Source organism: Frankia sp. AgKG'84/4 (assembly GCF_023242965.2).
GTDB lineage: Bacteria > Actinomycetota > Actinomycetes > Frankiales > Frankiaceae > Frankia.
Map to the genome: position 1 here is coordinate 1 of NZ_JALKFU020000002.1, position 17,306 is coordinate 17,306.

General features: G+C 72.5%; 13 protein-coding genes and 1 pseudogene. 7 read left to right on the forward strand and 7 right to left on the reverse strand.

The genetic code is table 11. From position 1 onward, the window contains the following. Positions 1 to 188 (forward strand): annotated as a pseudogene (gene groEL, locus MXD58_RS00380) (chaperonin GroEL); the annotation flags it as partial. A 73-nt stretch (positions 189 to 261) separates the two neighbouring features. Here the strand turns inward: groEL and MXD58_RS00385 are convergent. Beyond that, positions 262 to 669, reverse strand: coding sequence for a VOC family protein (locus MXD58_RS00385; RefSeq protein WP_248839829.1), 408 nt, complete (start codon positions 667 to 669; stop codon positions 262 to 264). Positions 670 to 753: 84 nt separating this feature from the next. Between MXD58_RS00385 and MXD58_RS00390 the strand changes: the two genes are divergently transcribed. After that, complete coding sequence (locus tag MXD58_RS00390) at positions 754 to 1,548, forward strand: TetR/AcrR family transcriptional regulator (RefSeq protein WP_248839828.1); 795 nt, start codon at positions 754 to 756, stop codon at positions 1,546 to 1,548. Between the two features lie 37 nt (positions 1,549 to 1,585). Here MXD58_RS00390 and MXD58_RS00395 read toward each other — a convergent pair whose 3' ends face one another. After that, on the reverse strand, positions 1,586 to 2,209 hold the full coding sequence (locus MXD58_RS00395) for a malonic semialdehyde reductase (RefSeq protein ID WP_248839827.1): 624 nt from the start codon (positions 2,207 to 2,209) through the stop codon (positions 1,586 to 1,588). 155 nt (positions 2,210 to 2,364) lie between these two features. On the opposite strand from MXD58_RS00395, the gene MXD58_RS00400 reads away from it, so the two are divergent. The 3 genes from MXD58_RS00400 to MXD58_RS00410 all read left to right on the forward strand — a co-directional run bounded on the left by MXD58_RS00400 (position 2,365) and on the right by MXD58_RS00410 (position 6,479). Next, positions 2,365 to 2,835, forward strand: a complete 471-nt coding sequence (locus MXD58_RS00400) for a MarR family winged helix-turn-helix transcriptional regulator (protein WP_248839826.1) — start codon at positions 2,365 to 2,367, stop codon at positions 2,833 to 2,835. 311 nt (positions 2,836 to 3,146) lie between these two features. Next, positions 3,147 to 4,262, forward strand: a complete 1,116-nt coding sequence (locus MXD58_RS00405; RefSeq protein WP_248839825.1) for a hypothetical protein — start codon at positions 3,147 to 3,149, stop codon at positions 4,260 to 4,262. Between the two features lie 315 nt (positions 4,263 to 4,577). Beyond that, positions 4,578 to 6,479: an Ig-like domain repeat protein gene (locus tag MXD58_RS00410; protein WP_248839824.1), complete on the forward strand. Its 1,902-nt coding sequence runs from the start codon at positions 4,578 to 4,580 to the stop codon at positions 6,477 to 6,479. 60 nt (positions 6,480 to 6,539) lie between these two features. On the opposite strand, the gene MXD58_RS30515 is transcribed toward MXD58_RS00410, so the two are convergent. Together MXD58_RS30515 and MXD58_RS00420 are read right to left on the reverse strand one after the other, a co-directional pair. Beyond that, complete coding sequence (locus MXD58_RS30515) at positions 6,540 to 7,511, reverse strand: zinc-binding dehydrogenase (protein ID WP_248839823.1); 972 nt, start codon at positions 7,509 to 7,511, stop codon at positions 6,540 to 6,542. Between the two features lie 5 nt (positions 7,512 to 7,516). Next, positions 7,517 to 8,053: a nuclear transport factor 2 family protein gene (locus tag MXD58_RS00420; RefSeq protein ID WP_248839822.1), complete on the reverse strand. Its 537-nt coding sequence runs from the start codon at positions 8,051 to 8,053 to the stop codon at positions 7,517 to 7,519. A gap of 110 nt (positions 8,054 to 8,163) precedes the next feature. Here MXD58_RS00420 and MXD58_RS00425 point away from each other — a divergent pair, with 110 nt between their 5' ends. Next, the gene (locus MXD58_RS00425; RefSeq protein WP_248839821.1) at positions 8,164 to 8,643 is read left to right on the forward strand and encodes a MarR family winged helix-turn-helix transcriptional regulator; all 480 of its coding nucleotides are present in this window, start codon (positions 8,164 to 8,166) and stop codon (positions 8,641 to 8,643) included. Positions 8,644 to 8,960: 317 nt separating this feature from the next. After that, positions 8,961 to 9,917, forward strand: coding sequence for a DMT family transporter (locus MXD58_RS00430; protein WP_284677671.1), 957 nt, complete (start codon positions 8,961 to 8,963; stop codon positions 9,915 to 9,917). Between the two features lie 136 nt (positions 9,918 to 10,053). Here the strand turns inward: MXD58_RS00430 and MXD58_RS00435 are convergent, their stop codons facing one another. From MXD58_RS00435 to MXD58_RS30520, 3 genes are all read right to left on the reverse strand, one after another. Continuing rightward, complete coding sequence (locus MXD58_RS00435; protein WP_248839819.1) at positions 10,054 to 10,464, reverse strand: VOC family protein; 411 nt, start codon at positions 10,462 to 10,464, stop codon at positions 10,054 to 10,056. Between the two features lie 317 nt (positions 10,465 to 10,781). Next, positions 10,782 to 16,199 (reverse strand): type I polyketide synthase, encoded by a 5,418-nt coding sequence (locus MXD58_RS00440; RefSeq protein WP_248839818.1) that lies wholly within the window; start codon positions 16,197 to 16,199, stop codon positions 10,782 to 10,784. Then, entirely contained in the window at positions 16,187 to 17,248 is a 1,062-nt protein-coding gene (locus tag MXD58_RS30520) for a ketoacyl-ACP synthase III family protein (protein ID WP_248839817.1), read from the reverse strand. Before MXD58_RS30520 ends, MXD58_RS00440 begins: the two co-directional genes overlap by 13 nt. Between the last annotated feature and the right edge of the window lie 58 nt (positions 17,249 to 17,306).

Here is a 17,306-nt window from a genome sequence, read left to right on the forward strand (position 1 = left end):
GCGAGTACGTCGACCTCATCGCCACCGGCATCATCGACCCCGCCAAGGTCACCCGCTCCGCCCTGCAGAACGCCGCCAGCATCGCCGGCCTCTTCCTCACCACCCAGGCCGTGGTGGCGAACGCGCCGGAGTACGCGGCGGCCGACGCCGCGAACGTCGACGCCGCCATGCGCAGCCAGGGCTTCTGACCCGACGCGCCCGTCACGCCGAACCGCCCGCGCGGCCCTGCCGTCACGGGGCCCCGCGGGCGGTCCGACCGCGTCAGGCGTTGCCGGCGGCGGGCTGACCGCTGGCGCCGTTCCAGTCGACCAGTTGGACGATGACGCCGTTGGGGTCGCGGACCTGGAAGGCGCGTTCGCCCCACTCCTCGACTGTCAGCGGCATCGTGATGGTCACGCCGGCGTTCTGGAGCCGGGCGAGTTCCCCCTCCAGGTCGTCGACGACGAACGCGAGGATCAGTCCGCCGGCGTGGGCGTCGCGCTGGTCGGCGGGCAGGGTGGGCAGCCCGCGGCGCAGGTAGACGACGTTCATCCCGGCGTCCTCGCGGCCGAGGGAGACGAAGCCGTCGGCGGCCATCAGCTCCGTGAAGCCGAAGTGGCTGGTGAGGAAGGTGGCCGAGGCGGCGACGTCGTCGACGTTCAGCGACACGGCCGACGAGCTGATCTTCACGTGCAACCTCCGGGATCGGCTGGCACTTACTCTGTACTCCGTACACCATACGACGTACAGAGTTTTACCCCGGATGATGGGCACGTGAGCGCCGAACGATCGAGCGCCGGAGATCCGGCCCGCACGCTGGCTCTGCTGTGGGGAGAGGCGCCGGCCCCCCGCCGGGGACCGAGCCGGGCGCTGGACCTCACCGCCGTGGTCCGGGCCGCCACCGACCTCGCCGACCAGGAGGGGCTCCCCGCGGTGACGATGCGGGCCGTCGCCCGTGCCCTGGGAGTGGTCCCCATGACGCTGTACACCTATGTGCCGGGCAAGGAGGAACTGCTTGACCTGATGCTCGACGCGGCCTACGCCGGAATGCCGCGGACGGACACGGCCGGCGCGGTCTGGCGGGAGCGGCTGACCGCCGTGGCCGACGAGAACCAGGCCCTGTTCGCCGCGCATCCCTGGGCAGCTGAGGTCTCCACGCTGCGGCCGCCGCTGGGGCCTGGTCTCATGGCGAAGTACGAGCACGAGCTCTCCGCCTTCGACGACCTTGACCTGTCAGACGTCGAGATGGACGACTGCCTGACCTGTCTGCTGTCCTTCGTCCAGGCCAACGCCCGCGCGGCCCACGACGCGGCCGTGGCGTCCGCCGGGCCCGACGGCGACGACGCCCGATGGTGGGCGACGGTCGGCCCGCTACTGAGCCGCGTGCTGGACGAAAGCCGCTATCCGCGCGCGAGCCGGGTTGGCGCGGCCGCCGGTCAGGCGCACGGCAGCGCCCACGACCCTGGTCACGCCTACCGCTTCGGCCTCGCCCGCCTGCTCGACGGGCTGGCCCCGCTCATCGAACGCGGCCGCCGAGAGCCCTCAGGGCCGGCCGATCACACCGCCTGACGCCGACCGCCACGGCCGCGGCACTGATCGGTCTTTCTCAGGCCCACTGCACGACGTCGCCGTGCTCCAGGCGGGGCAGCCGGCCGAACCAGGGGTTCTCGCCGGGGTGACCGATGTTGACGACCAGAATCGAGTGGAGACGGCCGTCGGGGAAGAACTCGGCGTCGACGCCGGCCGCGTCGAAACCCGCCATCGGCCCGGCGGCGAGGCCGTGGGCGCGGACGGCAAGGATGAAATAGCCCGCCTGCAGAGTGGCGTTGAAGGTGCCGGTTTCGGTGCGCATCGCCTCGTTCGCGGCGTAGACGTCCTTCAGCTCTGGCCTGAACGGCAGAACTGTCGGAATGTGCTCGTGAAACTGGGTGTCCACGGCGAGGACGGCCACGGCCGGGGCGGCTGCCGTCTTCGCGCGGTTGCCTTCGGCCATGTGCTTGAGGAGCCGGTCACGGCCCTCGCCGGGACGGACGTAGAGCACGCGCAGCGGCTGGGAGTTGGCCGCGGTCGGCGCCCATTTGGCCAGTTCCCAGATGTCCGACAGCTCCGCGTCGGACACCGGGGTGTCCGCGAAGCTGTTGGCGGTCCGCGCCTCGCTGAACAGTATGCGGCGGCCCTCGGCGTCGAGGTGATCGAGCGCGCGGTGGCCTGTTGCGGAGCTGGTGTCCATCTGCGTTCTTTCCCATCCGTCGTCCGCGGTGCGCCGGTGGCGACTGGGGTCGCCACCGAGCTCGCGTGATCAGATTCGTCTACAGGGTAGTTAATGTGTTAACCGCACCGTATCGAAGTCTGGTTAACATGTCAACCAAGCGGTAGGGTGCCTGCATGGCAGAGGTGCGGTGGTTGGACGAGCGCGAGCAGCGGGCCTGGCGCGGCCTGATGGAGATGCAGGACGGCCTGACGGAGTTCGTCGACCGGCAGCTCCGCAACGGGTGCGGGCTCTCGAACTCCGACTACCAGGTGCTGGTCCACCTCTCCGAGGCGTCGGAGGGCCGGCTGCGGCCGTTCGAGCTGGGAGGGCTGCTGCGCTGGGAGAAGAGCCGGCTCTCCCAGCACCTGGCCCGGATGGAGAACCGCGGCCTGGTGCGGCGCGAGCGGTGCCCCACCGACCAGCGGGGGGCGGTCGTGGCCGTCACGCCGCGCGGCCGGAAACTGATCGAGGACGCTGCTCCCCAGCACGTGGATGACGTGCGCGGCGTGCTGATCGATCACCTCACGGAAGCGGAGCTGGAGACGCTCGCCGCCATCGGCGACAAGGTGCGCGAGCGGCTGGCGGCGCTGGGGCAGAAGCGCTGACGGGTTGCGGCCGGTGACGGTGCGGCCGGTCGGCCGCAGGGATTCAAGCACGAATCCGCTAGAGCGGGGTTGCTTCCACGAAAATGGCGCATCCACGGATTGAATCGCTCTATGCTTCCGATCCTGAGGGTCGCTCCCACGGTGGGGCGGGCCGCGCGACGCCGATGCCGGTGGGCGAACTCGATCGTGGAGAGCCGACCGGGCGGTCATCGGCGCATGCGCGCGTTCTCAGGAACTCCGGCGGGCGAGCGGTCCCTCTCCGCCAGGTCACGTTCGCAGGCGAACACGTCTCTCCGACAAGGAAGAAGGCGATGGCGAGAAAGTCTCTTCGGACCCCCGTGTTCACGGCACTCGTTCTCGGGGCCGCCCTGGTGGTCGCGCTGCCAGGAACCGCATACGCGTCAACGACGCTGACTGTTCGCAGCCCTGGCGCCACGAGCGGGCCCACGACGGCCAACTCGGAGAGCGCGAGCAACGCGAACTGCCGAACCGGCGGTGACGCGAACGACGTGGTCTCCGGCGTCGGAATCCTGCAGACCGTCGGCACCGGGACGGCGCAGAGCAATCTGCACGTCAGGGGAATCGTTCCCTTCGACGGAACGGCCGAGTACGTCGCGGCCAACAGCTATTCGCCCGGCGTCGTCGGCACGAATGCGACGCAGGCGCGGGCCATCGGCGGCACGGGCGGGTCGGGCGGCGGCCTCGACGCGGCGTTCGGCTCGACGCCGTACGCGATGTGCCTCGATCCCGGCGGCACGATCACGGGCACCCAGATCGTGATGAACAGCGTCGCTGGCCCGACCAGTCCCGGGACCACCGCCCTGACGGTGGCGACCTGCCCCGAGGGCACGCGGCTCCTCGGCGGCGGGGCGCGCACCACACCGAACAACGTGGGTGCTCTCAAGCCGGTCCTCAGCGCCCCCACCTACCTGGACGGCACCGGTGCGGGCACGCATGACAACGGCGCCATCGCCGCCGATGACGGGGAGACGAACCCGGACTCCTGGGTCGCGGGCAGCCTGTACGGCGGCAGCACCACCGGCGCCACCAACGTCACCTACGCCTACGCGATCTGCAGCGGAAGCGGCATCAACATCAGCGGGACCACCGTCACCGTGCGGTACGCCGAGTCGACCGGCCCGGCCAGCGTCGCGGCGCCGCAGAAGACCACGACCGGGTGCGGGGAGGGCGACGGAACGCTGATCAGCGGCGGAGCCGGCGTCACCGGCGGCGACGTCACGTCGTCCGACTTCTCCGCGCCGGGCGCCCAGGGCGATCATCTGAACGGCAGCTACCCCAGCGACGGCAGCGGGAGTCCGTCCACCACCGCACCGGCCAACTGGACCTCCACCACCCACACCGGGGGAGGCGGTTCCACCTCGGCCACCAGGTCACACGCGTGGGCCCTGTGCCTGGCCGGCAACTGACGGCCGGCGCTCGCCGCGCGGTCGCTCCGGTCGCGAGGTAACGGCACGAACGGCAGGAGGGCACGGCGCCCGCGCACGGCCCTCCTGTCGAACACCGGTGGTTGCCGATCCAGCGCAAGCGGCTATCCACCCGAATCCAAACCGTATATGCGCACTTTTTTTGCCAAACTCCTCGCATTTGCGCATTGTCCAGCAGTACAGTCCTGTCGCTCGGGAAGGTCACGAACCGCCGAGGCGGCGTGGCGCTGGGCTCATTGCGGGTGCGGTCTGTTGCCGTGCCCGAAATCTTTGAGGTGACTACGGGGGGACGGCAGGGTGCTCGGAACGAACTGGATCGGGAGCCGCGGCGGGCCAGGAGCGGCGCGCGGGCGCGGGGGCGTCATCGCCGGGATGTCCGCGCTGGCGGTGACCGTTGCCATGGCGGCGCCCGCCGCGGCAGCGCCGGCACCGGGTGCGGCACCGGCGGACACGGCGCAGCGGCCGGTGATCCGCGTGACCCGCACGGATGTGTCCGTCCCGGGCGCGCCCTCGGCGTACGCGACCGCGGTGACGTCGTGTCCGGCGGGCAGCGTGCTGGTCAGCGGTGGCATGTGGGGCAGCAAGATCGACGCCACCGACCCCATCCCGCCGATCAACGGGCTGCGCGCGAAGGGGACGTTCCCCAGCGACGCGAGCGGGACCATGGTCGTGAACGGGGCGCAGAACCCCGAGTTCTGGTCGGCCCTGGGCAACTTCGGCGGTCAGGCCGAGGACGGTGACAAGATCACCAGCTTCGCGATGTGCGCCGAGGGGACGAAGCTCGACCACCGGACCGTCGCGGTCGCCTCCGTCCCCGGCCCGGTCCGGGCCGGACTCGCCTACACCACCGCCGCCTGCCCCGACGGAACCGTCGCGGTCGGCGGTGGAGCCCACACGATCCCGCCGCCGTCGGCCAGCCTGAAGGCCGTGGGCAGCTTCCCGAGCGACGCGGCGGGCAACCCGCTGCCCGACGGGGCGACGAACCCGCGCTACTGGACGGGCATGGGCCTCATCAACGGGCAGTCCGACAACGGCGCGCAGACCTTCGCGTACGCCGTGTGCGCCGAGCCTGGTGACACGACCATCAAGGTCGTCCGCAAGTCCGGCCTCGGTCCTCAGGAGGGGAGCACCTTCGCGGTCGCCACCGCGAGCTGCCCGACGGATCTCACCCTCCTCGGCGGCGGCCAGGGCCTGCAGGCGGGTCCGACCTCGGGCAACCCGGCCGGTGGCACCCACCTGCGCGGCAGCTACCCGAGCGACACGGCGGGTGATCCCGCCGCCAACGGGACGACCAACCCCACCTCCTGGAGCGCGATCTTCGCGGCCGGCGGCTCCGGCGGTACGGGTGACCAGGTCGCGAGCGCCTACGCGCTGTGCGCCGACTTCACCCACGCCACGACGACCTCGCTGACCGCGTCGACCACCAGCCCGCTGTTCGGCCGGCCCGTCGACCTGACCGCCGCAGTGGCGCCGGATGTGGCCGGCGTCGGCACCCCGAGCGGAACGGTGACCTTCTCGGACGGGACGACCCCGCTGGCGACCGTCCCGCTGACCGCGGGGACGGCGACCTTCCGCGCCGCCCAGCTCCAGCCCGGCGCGCACCAGATCACGGCGAGCTACAGCGGCGGCCCGACCTTCCGCCCGAGCGCCACGCCCGCCCCGACGACGATCACCGTCGGCTTCAGCCAGCCCTGCCTCACCGGTGCCCACAGCGGACCCCTGACCGTGACCGCCAACCAGGCCGTCTGCCTGGCCGCGGGCGGACGGCAGGCCGGCCCGGTCACCGTGCAGGCCGGCGGATCTCTTTCCGTGACCGGCGCGTCGATCTCCGGACCGGTGTCCAGCACCCGGGCGTCCGCCCTGGTCCTGTGCCAGGCGACGGTGAGCGGGCCCGTCACCGTCCAGGGCAGCACCGGCTACGTCCAGATCGGCTCGGACCACGCGCCCTGCGCCGGTGGCAGCATCTCCGGTCCGCTGAGCGTGAGCGGTAACACCGCGGGTCTGGAGGTCTCCGGCTACGCGATCAGCGGGCCGGCGCAGATCACCAACAACAGCGGCAGCGGCCCGACACCCGCCGACGCCGTCCCCGCGTTCACGGCGAACCGCGTCGGCGGCCCGCTCAGCTGCAGCGGGAACACCCCCTCGCTGCGCCAGACGGGCAACACCGTGAACGGCCCCCGCTCGGGGCAGTGCGCCTGAGCGATCGTTTCGCTGGCGGCACCTGCCGGTAGGGCCGGCTCGGCCGTGGCGACGCCGCGCTCACTGGTCGCAGCGCAGGATGATCTTGCCGAACTGCTGGCCGGCGAAGGCCCTGCCGATACCCGGGCGGGCCTCGGTGAGAGGCCAGACGGTGTCGATCACCGGCCCGGCGCCGGTGGTGGCGCACAACCGGGCGAGCGCCAGTAGTTCGGCGGGCGTGCCCATCGCGCTGCCGTGCAGGGAGACCGACCGTACGAACAGGTCGGCCAGGTCGACATCGACGGCGGCACCGGTCACGGCCCCGGCGGCCACGACACATCCGCCGGGGCGGACCGAGCGCAGCGAGTGCGCCAGCGTCGCCCTGCCGACGCAGTCCAGGGCCGCGTCGACGGGTTCGGGCAGGTCGGCGCCGGACGGAAAGGCGGCGTGCGCGCCGAGTTCCTCGACCACGCGTCGACCGCGCCGCGGGTCGCGGCTGGTGACCCACACCCGCAGACCGGCGGCCACGGCCAGCCGGATCAGGGCGGTCGGAACGCCGCCGCCCGCACCCTGCACGAGGACCGTCCCGCCGGGGTCGACCCTGGCCCGGCCGAACAGCATCCGATACGCCGTCAGCCAGGCGGTGCCCAGGCAGGCAGCCTGCTCCCAGGTCAGTTCCGGCGGTTTCGGGACCAGGTTGGCGCGACGCACGTGGACCCGCTCGGCCCAGGTGCCGTCGACGCCCTGCGACAGCATCCGCAGCGCGGGATCGTGCATCGGGTCGGCGTACCGCGGCGCCGCGATGATCGGATAGATGATGACCTCGTTGCCGTCCGGGTCGACACCCGCGCCGTCCGAGCCGAGCACCCGCGGCGGCCCGGCCGGATCGAACCCGTGCCCGCGGATGGCGGCCAGGTCGCTGTGATTGATCGACGCGCACCGCAGCGTCACCGTGACCCACCCGTCCGGCGGCGGCTGCTGGTCCCGGTCGCCGATCTCAAGGCCGGTCAGCGAGGCGTCGGGGTCGGGTGCCAGTCGTCGGATGGCGCGCACCGGGCTCAGTCCCGGGGGAACGCGTAGGGCAGGTCGTGGCTGATCACGTGCTCGGCGATCAGCCACTTGCCGTTGACGCGGCGCAGCGTCGACCGGTTGTAGCCGGACTCGATCGGGGTGATGCTCCCCTGCGCGCCCACCGCGCCCGGCGGCCATCCGCCCGCAGGCTCCGCCCGGCCGACCACGTTGTAGACCAGGAACTGCACGTCGATGGTGGCGGTGTCCCCATCGACGGCGATGATGGGGTTGAACGTGGTGTGGTGGCTCCAGCCGCGCGGCGGGTGCGGGGCCATCAGGCCCGCGACCGCCTGCCCGATCGCCGCCGCTCCCCGCACGCTGCCCAGCGGATCACGGCCGCCGCTGCCCGTGTAATAGATCTCGACCACCGCGTCCTCGGTGAACAGCCCGCTCATCGCCGACCCGTCCCGCCGGTCGGCGGCTCGCACGTACGCGGCCACCACCTCCTCGACCTGCCGTTCGGCGCTGCGGCCGGCCGCGGCAAGCCCGGCTGGGGACGGCGGTGAGGCTGACTCTGTGATCACGACGTGCTCCTTCGTCGGCGTCCCGCGCCCGGGACAACTGCATGAGACTCTCAGCTAATTGGCTGAGAGTGTCAAGCACTTGCTGGAGAGTCTCAGGTATCGTCCCTGTGGTGGGCACCCGACCGTCCTTCACCGGGGAAACCCTGACCGGCGACATGGCCCGCGGCCGCTTTCCCGGGATCCGCCGGGCGATGCTCGACTTCGTCGGTGCCTACCTGCTCGACTTCGAGACCGCCGCCCAGCGGGCCGGGCTGACCCTCGCCCAGGCGCGGGTCCTCGGTTTCGCGGCGATCCGGCCCTCATCGATGAAGGACATCGCCGCGCAGTTCGGCTGCGACCCGTCGAACCTGACCGCCAAGGTCGACCGTCTCATCGAACTGGGCCTCGTCGAACGCCGCGCCGATCCGCGCGACGGACGCGTCAAGCTGATCGCCGCCACCGCCGACGGCACCGCCGCGTCGGCCGCCCTCTGCCACAGTCGTGACTGGCTGGCCGACGTGCTCGGTTCCCTTTCCGCCGACGAGGCCCGCACCATCCAGACCGCCTTCGAGCTCCTGGTGAACTGCACCGCGGCCGACCAGGAAAGCTAGTGTGATCAGCCGGGGTTCTCGCCCGGCGCGGACCAGTGCTGGAAAGCCGTCAAAAGATCATCGCGGACGGCTGGCGGCACACTCTCCGCCGGCAGGGCGCCGACGGCGCGGATGGTCTCCTCGAATTGACCGCAGTGCGATGGCAGCCCTCGCACGGCGCTTTCCCTCTGACCGGCGGCCGGGACATGACGGTCTCGGTGGTTCGCGCCCGGCGGCAAACCACCCACGGTGTGGTCCGCCTGGGGCCGTCATGTTCCACCCGGTTGGCATGGGGAAGCCCGTTCGTTGTCCGCCTACCGAGAACGTTAGGTGCCCCCATGGTGTGGATCACAGCGCGGCAACCGGCACTACCAGGACAGATACCGCTGGATCAGCGTCTGCCCAGCCCGCCTTCACCAGCACCGGCGGAACAGCCCGCGCCGGCCGGGCGGGGCGAACGTGCCTCCGGTGTTCTGTTGATGCTGGGGTCGGCGGTCGCCTTTAGCACCGTCGGGCTATTCACCGCGCTCACCTCGCTACCGCTGCCGGATGTTCTGGTGATCCGGGGCGTCTTCGGGGCACTGGCGATCTGGGTGGTGGCGCGCCTTTTCACCGGGCAGCGGTTGTCGGACCGGGCGAACTTCCGCTGGCCGGCGCTGAGCGTCGCGGCATTGTTCACGATCGGGATGACCAGCCTGGTCATCGCCTACCGGATCGGCACCGTCGTCAACGTGTCAATCATCTACGCCACGGTACCGATCATCGTCGGACTGATCGAAATGCTGCTGGGGCGGCACCGGCCCCCCGGGATCTTCTGGGTCACCAGCGGCGGCGTGGTCGTCGGTGTCGCGGTCATGTCGGGCGGCGGGCTCTCGGGCGGGGATGTCGCGGGAATGGCCCTGGCGCTGCTCATGACGGTCTGCGTGGCCGGTGTCATCCTCATCGCCCGCGAGCACCGCGAGACGCCGATGCTCGCCGCCTCCGGCCTGGCCTGCCTGCTGAGCGCGGTTGTGGCGGCGCCGTTCGCCGGGTCCGGGCTGTTCCGGCCGACCCAGCTGCTGATCTGCGCGGCCTTCGGAATCGTGACGCTCGGGCTGGGCCGGGTCTTCCTGGTGATCGGGTCGAGCCGCGTCCCGTCCCGAACGGCGGCCCTGATAGATGTCCTGGACGCGCCGCTGACGCCGGTCTGGACGCTGGTCCTTCTCGACGACGTGCCCGCGGCGCGAAGCGTGATCGGGGGCGCCGTCGTCATCGCGATGGTGATGGTCGGCATTCGGTTCAGCGACGCCGACTGACGCCGACCAGAAATTCCCGGCCGTTCCCGCGGGCCGGGATTTCGGCGCCGGTTCGACGAGGAGGCGCTGCGGCTGGCCGCGATGGCCGGCCGGCCCCTGATCCGCGTCGAGCTGAGCTGAGCGCCGCTCGATCCGATCACTCGTCGGCGTGGCAGCAGACCTCCAGTTCCATGCCATCGACATCGCGGAAGAACAGCGACCACTCGGAGCCGAGCCGCTGGATCTCGCCGATGTCGGCGCCCAGGTCGCGCAGCCGGTCGCGGGTCGCCTCCAGCGTCGCGAGCGAGTCGACCGCGAGGCCGAAATGGTCGATCGGGCCCCGCCCGCCCTGCCGGCGTCGATCACCGAGGATCTCGTCGGCTGGCACTTCGAATGCGTTGAGGGCGGCGCCGCCGCCGAGATCGAGGATGATCATGCGCGGGTGGTCGTCCTTCGCCGCCATCTCGAAGGTGATCGCGGCGTCGAACGCGTCGATGTAGAACTTGATGAGTCTGTCCAGGTCCGCCGTGATGGTGGCGACGTGGTTGAAACCGGTGGTGGTCGGCATCGAACTCCCCGATCCGCTCGACGATCTGCGTTCAGACCGAGTATCACGCTGATCGGGACCGGCGGTCACGGCACGAACCGACCGGCCGCCCGGATCCGTCTCACCGGGGCAGGCGGAGGATCGTGGCGCCGGCCAGGACGATGGCACCACCCAGAATCTGCGTGCTGATCGATCACCTCACGGAGGCGGAGCTGGAGACGCCCGCCGCCATCGGCGATAAGGCGCGCGAGCGGCAGGCGGTGCTGGGGCAGCGGCGCTGACGGGTCGCGGTCGGTGACCGCACGGCCGGCGCCGGGCCTGCGGACGCGCGCTGCGGATCAGGGGCCTGGCGGGGCGGCGAGCTGGTCGATCAGATGGTCGGCTATCGCCGCCACGCTCGGGTGATGCCACAGCAGCGTCGACGGGAGCCGGCGGCCGAACCGCTTTTCCAACCGCCGGCGGAGGACGATGGTCATCACCGAGTCGAGGCCCTGCTCGACCAGCGAACGATCGACGTCCAGCGCCGTGGCGGCGAGGCGCATCTCGCCGGCCACGTCGGCGCCGACCACCTCGACCATCCGCCTGCGCAGCTCGTCGGGCAGCAGACCGGCCAGCGGGTCGGGAGTCTGCGGAGTGTTCTCTGCGCCGGCCCCACCCGCGCCCCGCGTCGTGCCGCCCGGCGGGACGTCGAGCTCGGCCAGCAGTGGGATGTCATCCGTGCCGGCGCCGGCCGGGCGGCCGTCGTCGACGGGTGCCCGGTTCAGGATGACGAACTGGCCGGGACCGCGTCGGGAGGCGAAATCCCACGCGGCGAATGCCTCCGCCGGCGAGATGTCGGTGACGCCGATGGCACGCAGCGCGCGGTCAACAGCCTTGTTCGCGGCCATGCCCTGCCCTCGCCAGGACGTCCAGTCGAAACTGGTGGTGTCACCGCGGTGCGCCGCCAGCGCGTCGAGGAAGGCGTTGGCCGCGCCGTAACTGGCCTGCCCGGGTAGCCGCAACAGCTGGCCGCACGAGGCGAACAGGACAAAGAAGTCCACGGTGCCCGGCGGAAACAGCCGGTGCAGGTTCCACGCCCCGTTGACCTTCGGGCGTAGGACCGTGCGCAGCGAGGACTCGTCGACGTCCAGCGCCATGCGGTTGTCCAGGACGCCGGCCGCGTGCACGATGCCGCTGATCGGCGGCAGATCCGTGCACTCCGACAGTGCCCTGGCGGTCGCCGCCTCGTCGGCGACGTCGAGCGCGACAACCCGGACCGTGACGCCGAGGCCCTCCAGCGCGCGCACCGCGTCGATCCGGCGGCGGGTTTCGGGGTCAGTGGGATCGTCCCACTCCCGCCGGGGCGGGAGCCCATGCCTGCCAGCAAGGACGAGCCGGCGTGCTCCGCGCTCCGTCAGCCAGTGGGCGACCGCCAGGCCGAGCTGGCCGAGGCCGCCCGTGACGAGATAGCTTGCGTCGGCCCGGCACGCAAGGGGCGGACGCAGCCCGCCCGGCTCCTCGGGACGTGCCGCGACCGGGCGCAGCCGCGCCCTCGTGATGTCCGTGCCGCGCACCGCCACGACGTCCTCGTCCCATCCCGCGCGCAGCACGTCGAGCAGCGGCGTCCCGCCGGCTTCGGCCAGATCGCCGGCGGGCAGGTCGACTATGCCGCCCCACAGGCCGTTGTGCTCGCCGGCCAGCACCCGGCCGAGCCCCCACTGGGTGGACTGCGTCAGCTGGGCCTCGCCCTCGCTCTCCCGCACGCCGGTGGTGAGGGCCCACAGCCTGGCCGTCCGGGACTCCGCGAGCTGCCGCGCCGCCGCCAGCAACAGCCACGCCGCCCGCCCCGCTGCCACCGGTACCGACTCGCCAGGCTCGGCGGGCGGCGCCATCACGAGGACGTCGGTCGGCGGGGCGCCCGGGTCGGTGAGATCGGTGAGGTCGGTCGGGTCCCGCACGGTTCGGCAGCGGGCGCCGGCCGCTCGCAGCGCCGCCGCCAGCCCGTCGGCCCGGTTTAGCCCGTCGGCTCTGTCCGGCCCGCCGGCCCCGTCCAGCTCGCCGGCTCCGACAAGAACGATGTCCCGGTGCGCGGCGCCATCGGGCGGTGCCGGGAGGTCGAGCGGGCGCCAGACGAGTTCGTGCACCAGCGCCGGTGGCCTGGCGGCGGGACGGCCGGTCGCCACCCCGTAGCGCAGCCCACCCAGCTGCCCCACCACGGCGCCGGTCGCATCGAGGACGAGGACGTCGAGCAGGTCGTCGTGGTTGATCACCTGCACGTCCACCGTCGACGGTGGCGGCCCGGCCAGTCGCACCCGGCTCAGGCCCGCCACCATCCGCAGCGCCGGGGGGCCGGCGAAGACGGCCGGGGCGACGGACAGCGCGGCGTCGAGCACCGCGGCCCAGGTGGTGCTCGGGCCGATCTCGACCCGGGCCCGCAGGACGTGCACGCCGCGCAGCAGTTCCGCCACGGTCCAGTCGAAGGCCATGGACGGCACGCCGACCGACGCCAGCTGGCTCCGCACCTCGCCCGGGTCGGCCGGTCGCAGCCCGCGGGCCCGCCGGGTCTGCACCGGCTCCCCGTCGGTGGGCAGCGCGGTGGCGTGGGCGAGCCAGTCGCCGTCCGGGGCGCGTGATGCCAACCGCAGGCCCGTCTCGTCGCGCAGCACCTGGACCTCCCGCCGCGGCCCGACGATCAGTGGCAGCCGCAGTTCCACGTCGTCGAGCGCGGTGTGGCCACCGGCGGCGAGGAAGGTGGTGAGCACGACGGCCGCAGGGACGACCTCGGTGCCCTCGATCGTGTGATGGCCGGGGTACGGGCGGCTGGAGTCGTCCAGCAGCGTTCGCCACAGGTGGGGCGACCGCCCGGCAATCGGGATCTCGGATCCGAGCAGTGTGTGGGAGTCGGGGTCATGCCGCAGGCCCTGGCCCTGCTCGGTCGCCGTGCCGCGGTGCCAGTGCGACTGCCGCTGCCAGGCCACCGGCGGCAGCGTGACGAGGTCGCCGGCTGGCGCCAGGCGACGCCAGTCGACGGTGATGCCGTGGCTGTGCGCGGCGCCGAGCGCGGCGAGCATCGAGTGGCCCTCAGGCTGGTCGCGGCGCAGCGACGAGCCGACGAAGACGCGGTCCGTCCCGAGCTCGGCGAGGGTCTCACTGACCGAGTGGGCGACGACAGGATGCGCCGAGATCTCCAGGAAGGCGCGGAAACCATCCTGCGTGGCGGCCTCGACCGCCGCCGACAGCAGCACCGGATTGCGCAGGTTGCCCGCCCAGTAAGCGGCGTCGAGCGGCGCGTTCGCGCGGGGGTCGGCGAGCGCCGTGCGGTACATCGGGATCCGTGGTGCCCGCGACATGAGGTTTGCCGCGGCCGCCGCCAGCTCGTCGACGAGCTCGTCCATCTGCGGGCTGTGGAACGCGACGTCCGACGCGACCCGGCGCAGCTGGATGTCCTCGGCAGCCCACTGCTCGGCGAGCGCGTCGAGCGCGGCCGGCGAGCCGGAGAGCACGCTGGACGACGGGGATGCCGAGATCGCGGCCACCAGGTCCGTGCGCCCGGCCAGCCGTTGCTGTGCCTCGTCGAAGGGCAGGGGCGCCATAGCCATCGCCCCGGCACCGGCCACCCTGCGCAACAACCGGGAGCGGCGGCAGCTCAGCAGCGCACCGTCCGACAGGGTCAGCGCCCCGCAGGCCACCGCCGCGGCGATCTCGCCGACCGAGTGACCGATCACCGCGTCCGGGGTGACGCCGTACGACCGCCACACGGCCGCGAGCCCCACCTGCATCACAAAGATCATCGTCTGGATGTGGTCGATGCGGTGCAGCTCGCCGTCTTCGAGCACCTTCCGCGGGGAGAAGCCGGCCTCGGCGGCGAACACCGGCTCCAGCTCAGCCAGCACAGCGGTGAAGGCCGGCTCGGTCACCAGCAGCTCGCGTCCCATACCGACCCACTGCGAGCCGTGCCCGGAGAAGACCCACACCAGCCCGGCACCCCGGCCGGCGGCCACCGTCGCGGTGACGGTCTGCCGTGACGGTGTCCCGGCGGCGACGTGGCGCAGTCCGTCGACGAGGTCGTCCCGGTCGGTCGCGACCATGGTGGCGCGGTGCTCGAGGTGGGACCGCCGCAGTCCCAGCGTGTGCCCGACCGCCTCGAGCGATGCCGCCGGTGCGGTCCCGCCGGGTTCGGTGAGCCAGTCGGCCAGGCGGCCGGCATACGCGCGCAGCGCGGGCTCGGACGCCGCCGACAGCGGGAACAGCCCCGCGCCCGGCGACCTGGTCGCGGCGTCGTCCCGGCCGGGCGCGAACCTGTCCGGCCCCGCCGAGGCGGCCGTCTCCGTCGCTGGTGCTGGTGCTGGGGCTTCCTCCAGCAGGACATGGCCGATGGTGCCGCCGTAGCCGAAGCCGGACACGCCGGCGCGGCGTACCTGCCCGTTGTCCGGCCAGACCGTGCGCTCGGTGACGACCCGCAGGCCGGAGGCCGGCCAGTCGATCGCCGGGTTGCCGGTCCGGAAGTTCAGACTCGGCGGGATCTCATCATGGGCCAGGACCAGGGTCGTCTTGATGAGACTGGCGACGCCGGCGCCGGCCTCCAGGTGGCCGATGTTGGGCTTGACCGACCCGATCAGGCACGGCCGGTCGGCGCTCCGCCCGGCGCCGTAGACGGCGGCCAGCGCGCCGGCCTCGAGCGGGTCGCCAAGGCTGGTGCCCGTGCCGTGGGTCTCGACGTAGTCGACGGAATCCGGCGCCACCCGCGCCGAGCTGCAGGCGCGGGCCAGCAGCTCGCGCTGGGCGTCCCCGTTGGGCGCCATGATCCCGCCCGTGCGACCGTCCTGATGCACGGCGCTGCCCCGGATGACGGCCAGCACCCGGTCACCGTCCCGCGCCGCGGCGGACAGCAGCTTGAGCACGAGGATCCCGCCGCCCTCACCGCGGCCGTAGCCGTCAGCAGCCGCGTCGAAAGGCTTGCACCGGCCGTCCGCGGCGGTGGCACCCGCCGCTTCCAGGGTGAGCGTCAGTCCCGGCGAGATGATCAAGTTCACCCCGCCGACAAGGGCGAGGGAACTCTCCCCGGTCCGCAGGCTCTGGCAGGCCAGATGGGTGGCCACCAGCGACGCCGAGCACGCGGTGTCCACCGCAAGGCTCGGGCCGCGCAGGTCCAGGGCGTAGGAGATGCGGTTCGCCGCCGCGCACAGCGCGCTGCCAATGCCCGTCCAGGCCTCGATGGCGGGCAGATCCTCGAGCATGCGGCGGCCGTAGTCGTCCGACCCGATGCCGACGAACACACCGGTGTCGCTGCCGGCGAGGTCGCGTGGTGCGACACCGGCGTGTTCCAGCGCCTCCCAGCTGAGCTCAAGCAGCAGGCGCTGCTGGGGGTCCATCAGCTCCGCCTCCCGCGGGGTGAGGCCGAAGAACGCCGCGTCGAAACCGCTGATGTCGGCGAGAAACCCGCCGGGCACGGCGGCGCGGCGCACGGCTGCCGCATGGTCGGGGCCGAGATCGGCGTAGCCGCTCCAGCGTTCCACCGGCGGTTCGCCGATGCCGTCGCGCCCGTCGAGCAACAGGTTCCAGAACGCCTCCGGGCCGTCCGCGCCGCCGGGGAACCGGCAGCCGAGGCCGATCACCGCCACCGGCTCGGCGGGTGCGGGCGGCGCGGCGCTGGTCGGGGCTTCGGTGGTCTGGGCGACGCGGTACATGAGGTTCTCGCCTTCCATAGCCTGCCCGCCCGTCGCGGGATGGTCCGCCGCTCGTCTGTGCAGGGCCGCCGGGTGGCTCAGTCGCGCCACGGCACGGGTTCGACGATCTCCACGAGCGCGCACGAGATCGTCACGCCGGGGCCCACGCCGAGCATGAGCAGGTGGTCTCCCGGCCGGAGCTCGCCCGCGGATACCAGATGGTCGAGGGACACCACCTGGTCACTTGCCCCGAGGTGACCCACCGTCCGCCCGAACTCCCAGGTCGAGCGGGACATCGCCAGGCCCAGCGCCGCCATGCACCGCTGTTCGACGATCTCCCGGGAGTAGTTCATGTAGGCGACCCGGGTGACGTCGCCGAGGTCGAGGCCGGCCGCGGCCAGGGTGGACGCCACGACGGCGAGCGTCTGCTGGTGGATCCGGATCAACGCCCCGGTGCCCTCGCCCGCCGCGACCGCGGCCCGCTTGTACGCCACGCCCCGGGTGGCGAAGTCCAGGGCACGTCCCACCGTCGGGCCGGGCGGGAACATCGGTTCGTCGCCGCGGTGCATCTGCTCGGCTTCCGCGACGGTGACCGAGCGCACGGCACACAGCCGGGCGAAGGACGGTTCCGTCGTGAGCAGGACGGCGCTGCCCGCGTCGCCGGCCACGTAGCCCGGTCCCATCCGCCAGCGGTCGATCATCGGTGTGCCGAAGTTGTCCGCGGCGACGAGCAGGGCACTGGCCGGTCCGTCCGCCGGGTCCGAGCACACCGTCGAGCGAAGGTGGGCGGCGCCGAGGGCGAGCGCGGCGAACATGCCGTTGCAGCCCTGCCGCACCTCGACCGCCAGCATGTCACCGCCGACCAGGTTGCGCTGCAGGTGGCAGTGCGGCTGCCAGCCGTCGGGCCCCTGGTGCCAGGAGGCGGCGTAGAGCAGCAGATCGATGTCGCGCGGGTCGTGCCGGGCGCGTGCGAACGCCTGACGCGCGGCCCGCAGCGCCATGTCGGGAGCCGGCAGGTCGCCGGCGACGGTGGCGCCGGTGAGCTGGTGCAGCTCGACGTCGGCTGCCGGGTAGTGCCCCTGCGCGACAGCCGACTCGATGGTGACGCGACCCGGCAGGTGGACGCCAAGCCCCTTGATGAACACGTCCGGGGCGCTCACCGCGATCTCACTTCCTTTCCGGTACCAACGCTGCGGGCGACGGCGGTCGGCGCGACGA

Bases quoted from the DNA above. Each gene is read 5' to 3' on its own strand.
- MXD58_RS00400 (WP_248839826.1), top strand. From the start codon at position 2,365: ATGGCAGAGGTGCGGTGGTTGGACGAGCGCGAGCAGCGGGCCTGGCGC.
- MXD58_RS00430 (WP_284677671.1), top strand. From the start codon at position 8,961: ATGGTGTGGATCACAGCGCGGCAACCGGCACTACCAGGACAGATACCG.
- MXD58_RS00395 (WP_248839827.1), bottom strand. From the start codon at position 2,209: ATGGACACCAGCTCCGCAACAGGCCACCGCGCGCTCGATCACCTCGAC.
- MXD58_RS00435 (WP_248839819.1), bottom strand. From the start codon at position 10,464: ATGCCGACCACCACCGGTTTCAACCACGTCGCCACCATCACGGCGGAC.
- MXD58_RS00405 (WP_248839825.1), top strand. From the start codon at position 3,147: ATGGCGAGAAAGTCTCTTCGGACCCCCGTGTTCACGGCACTCGTTCTC.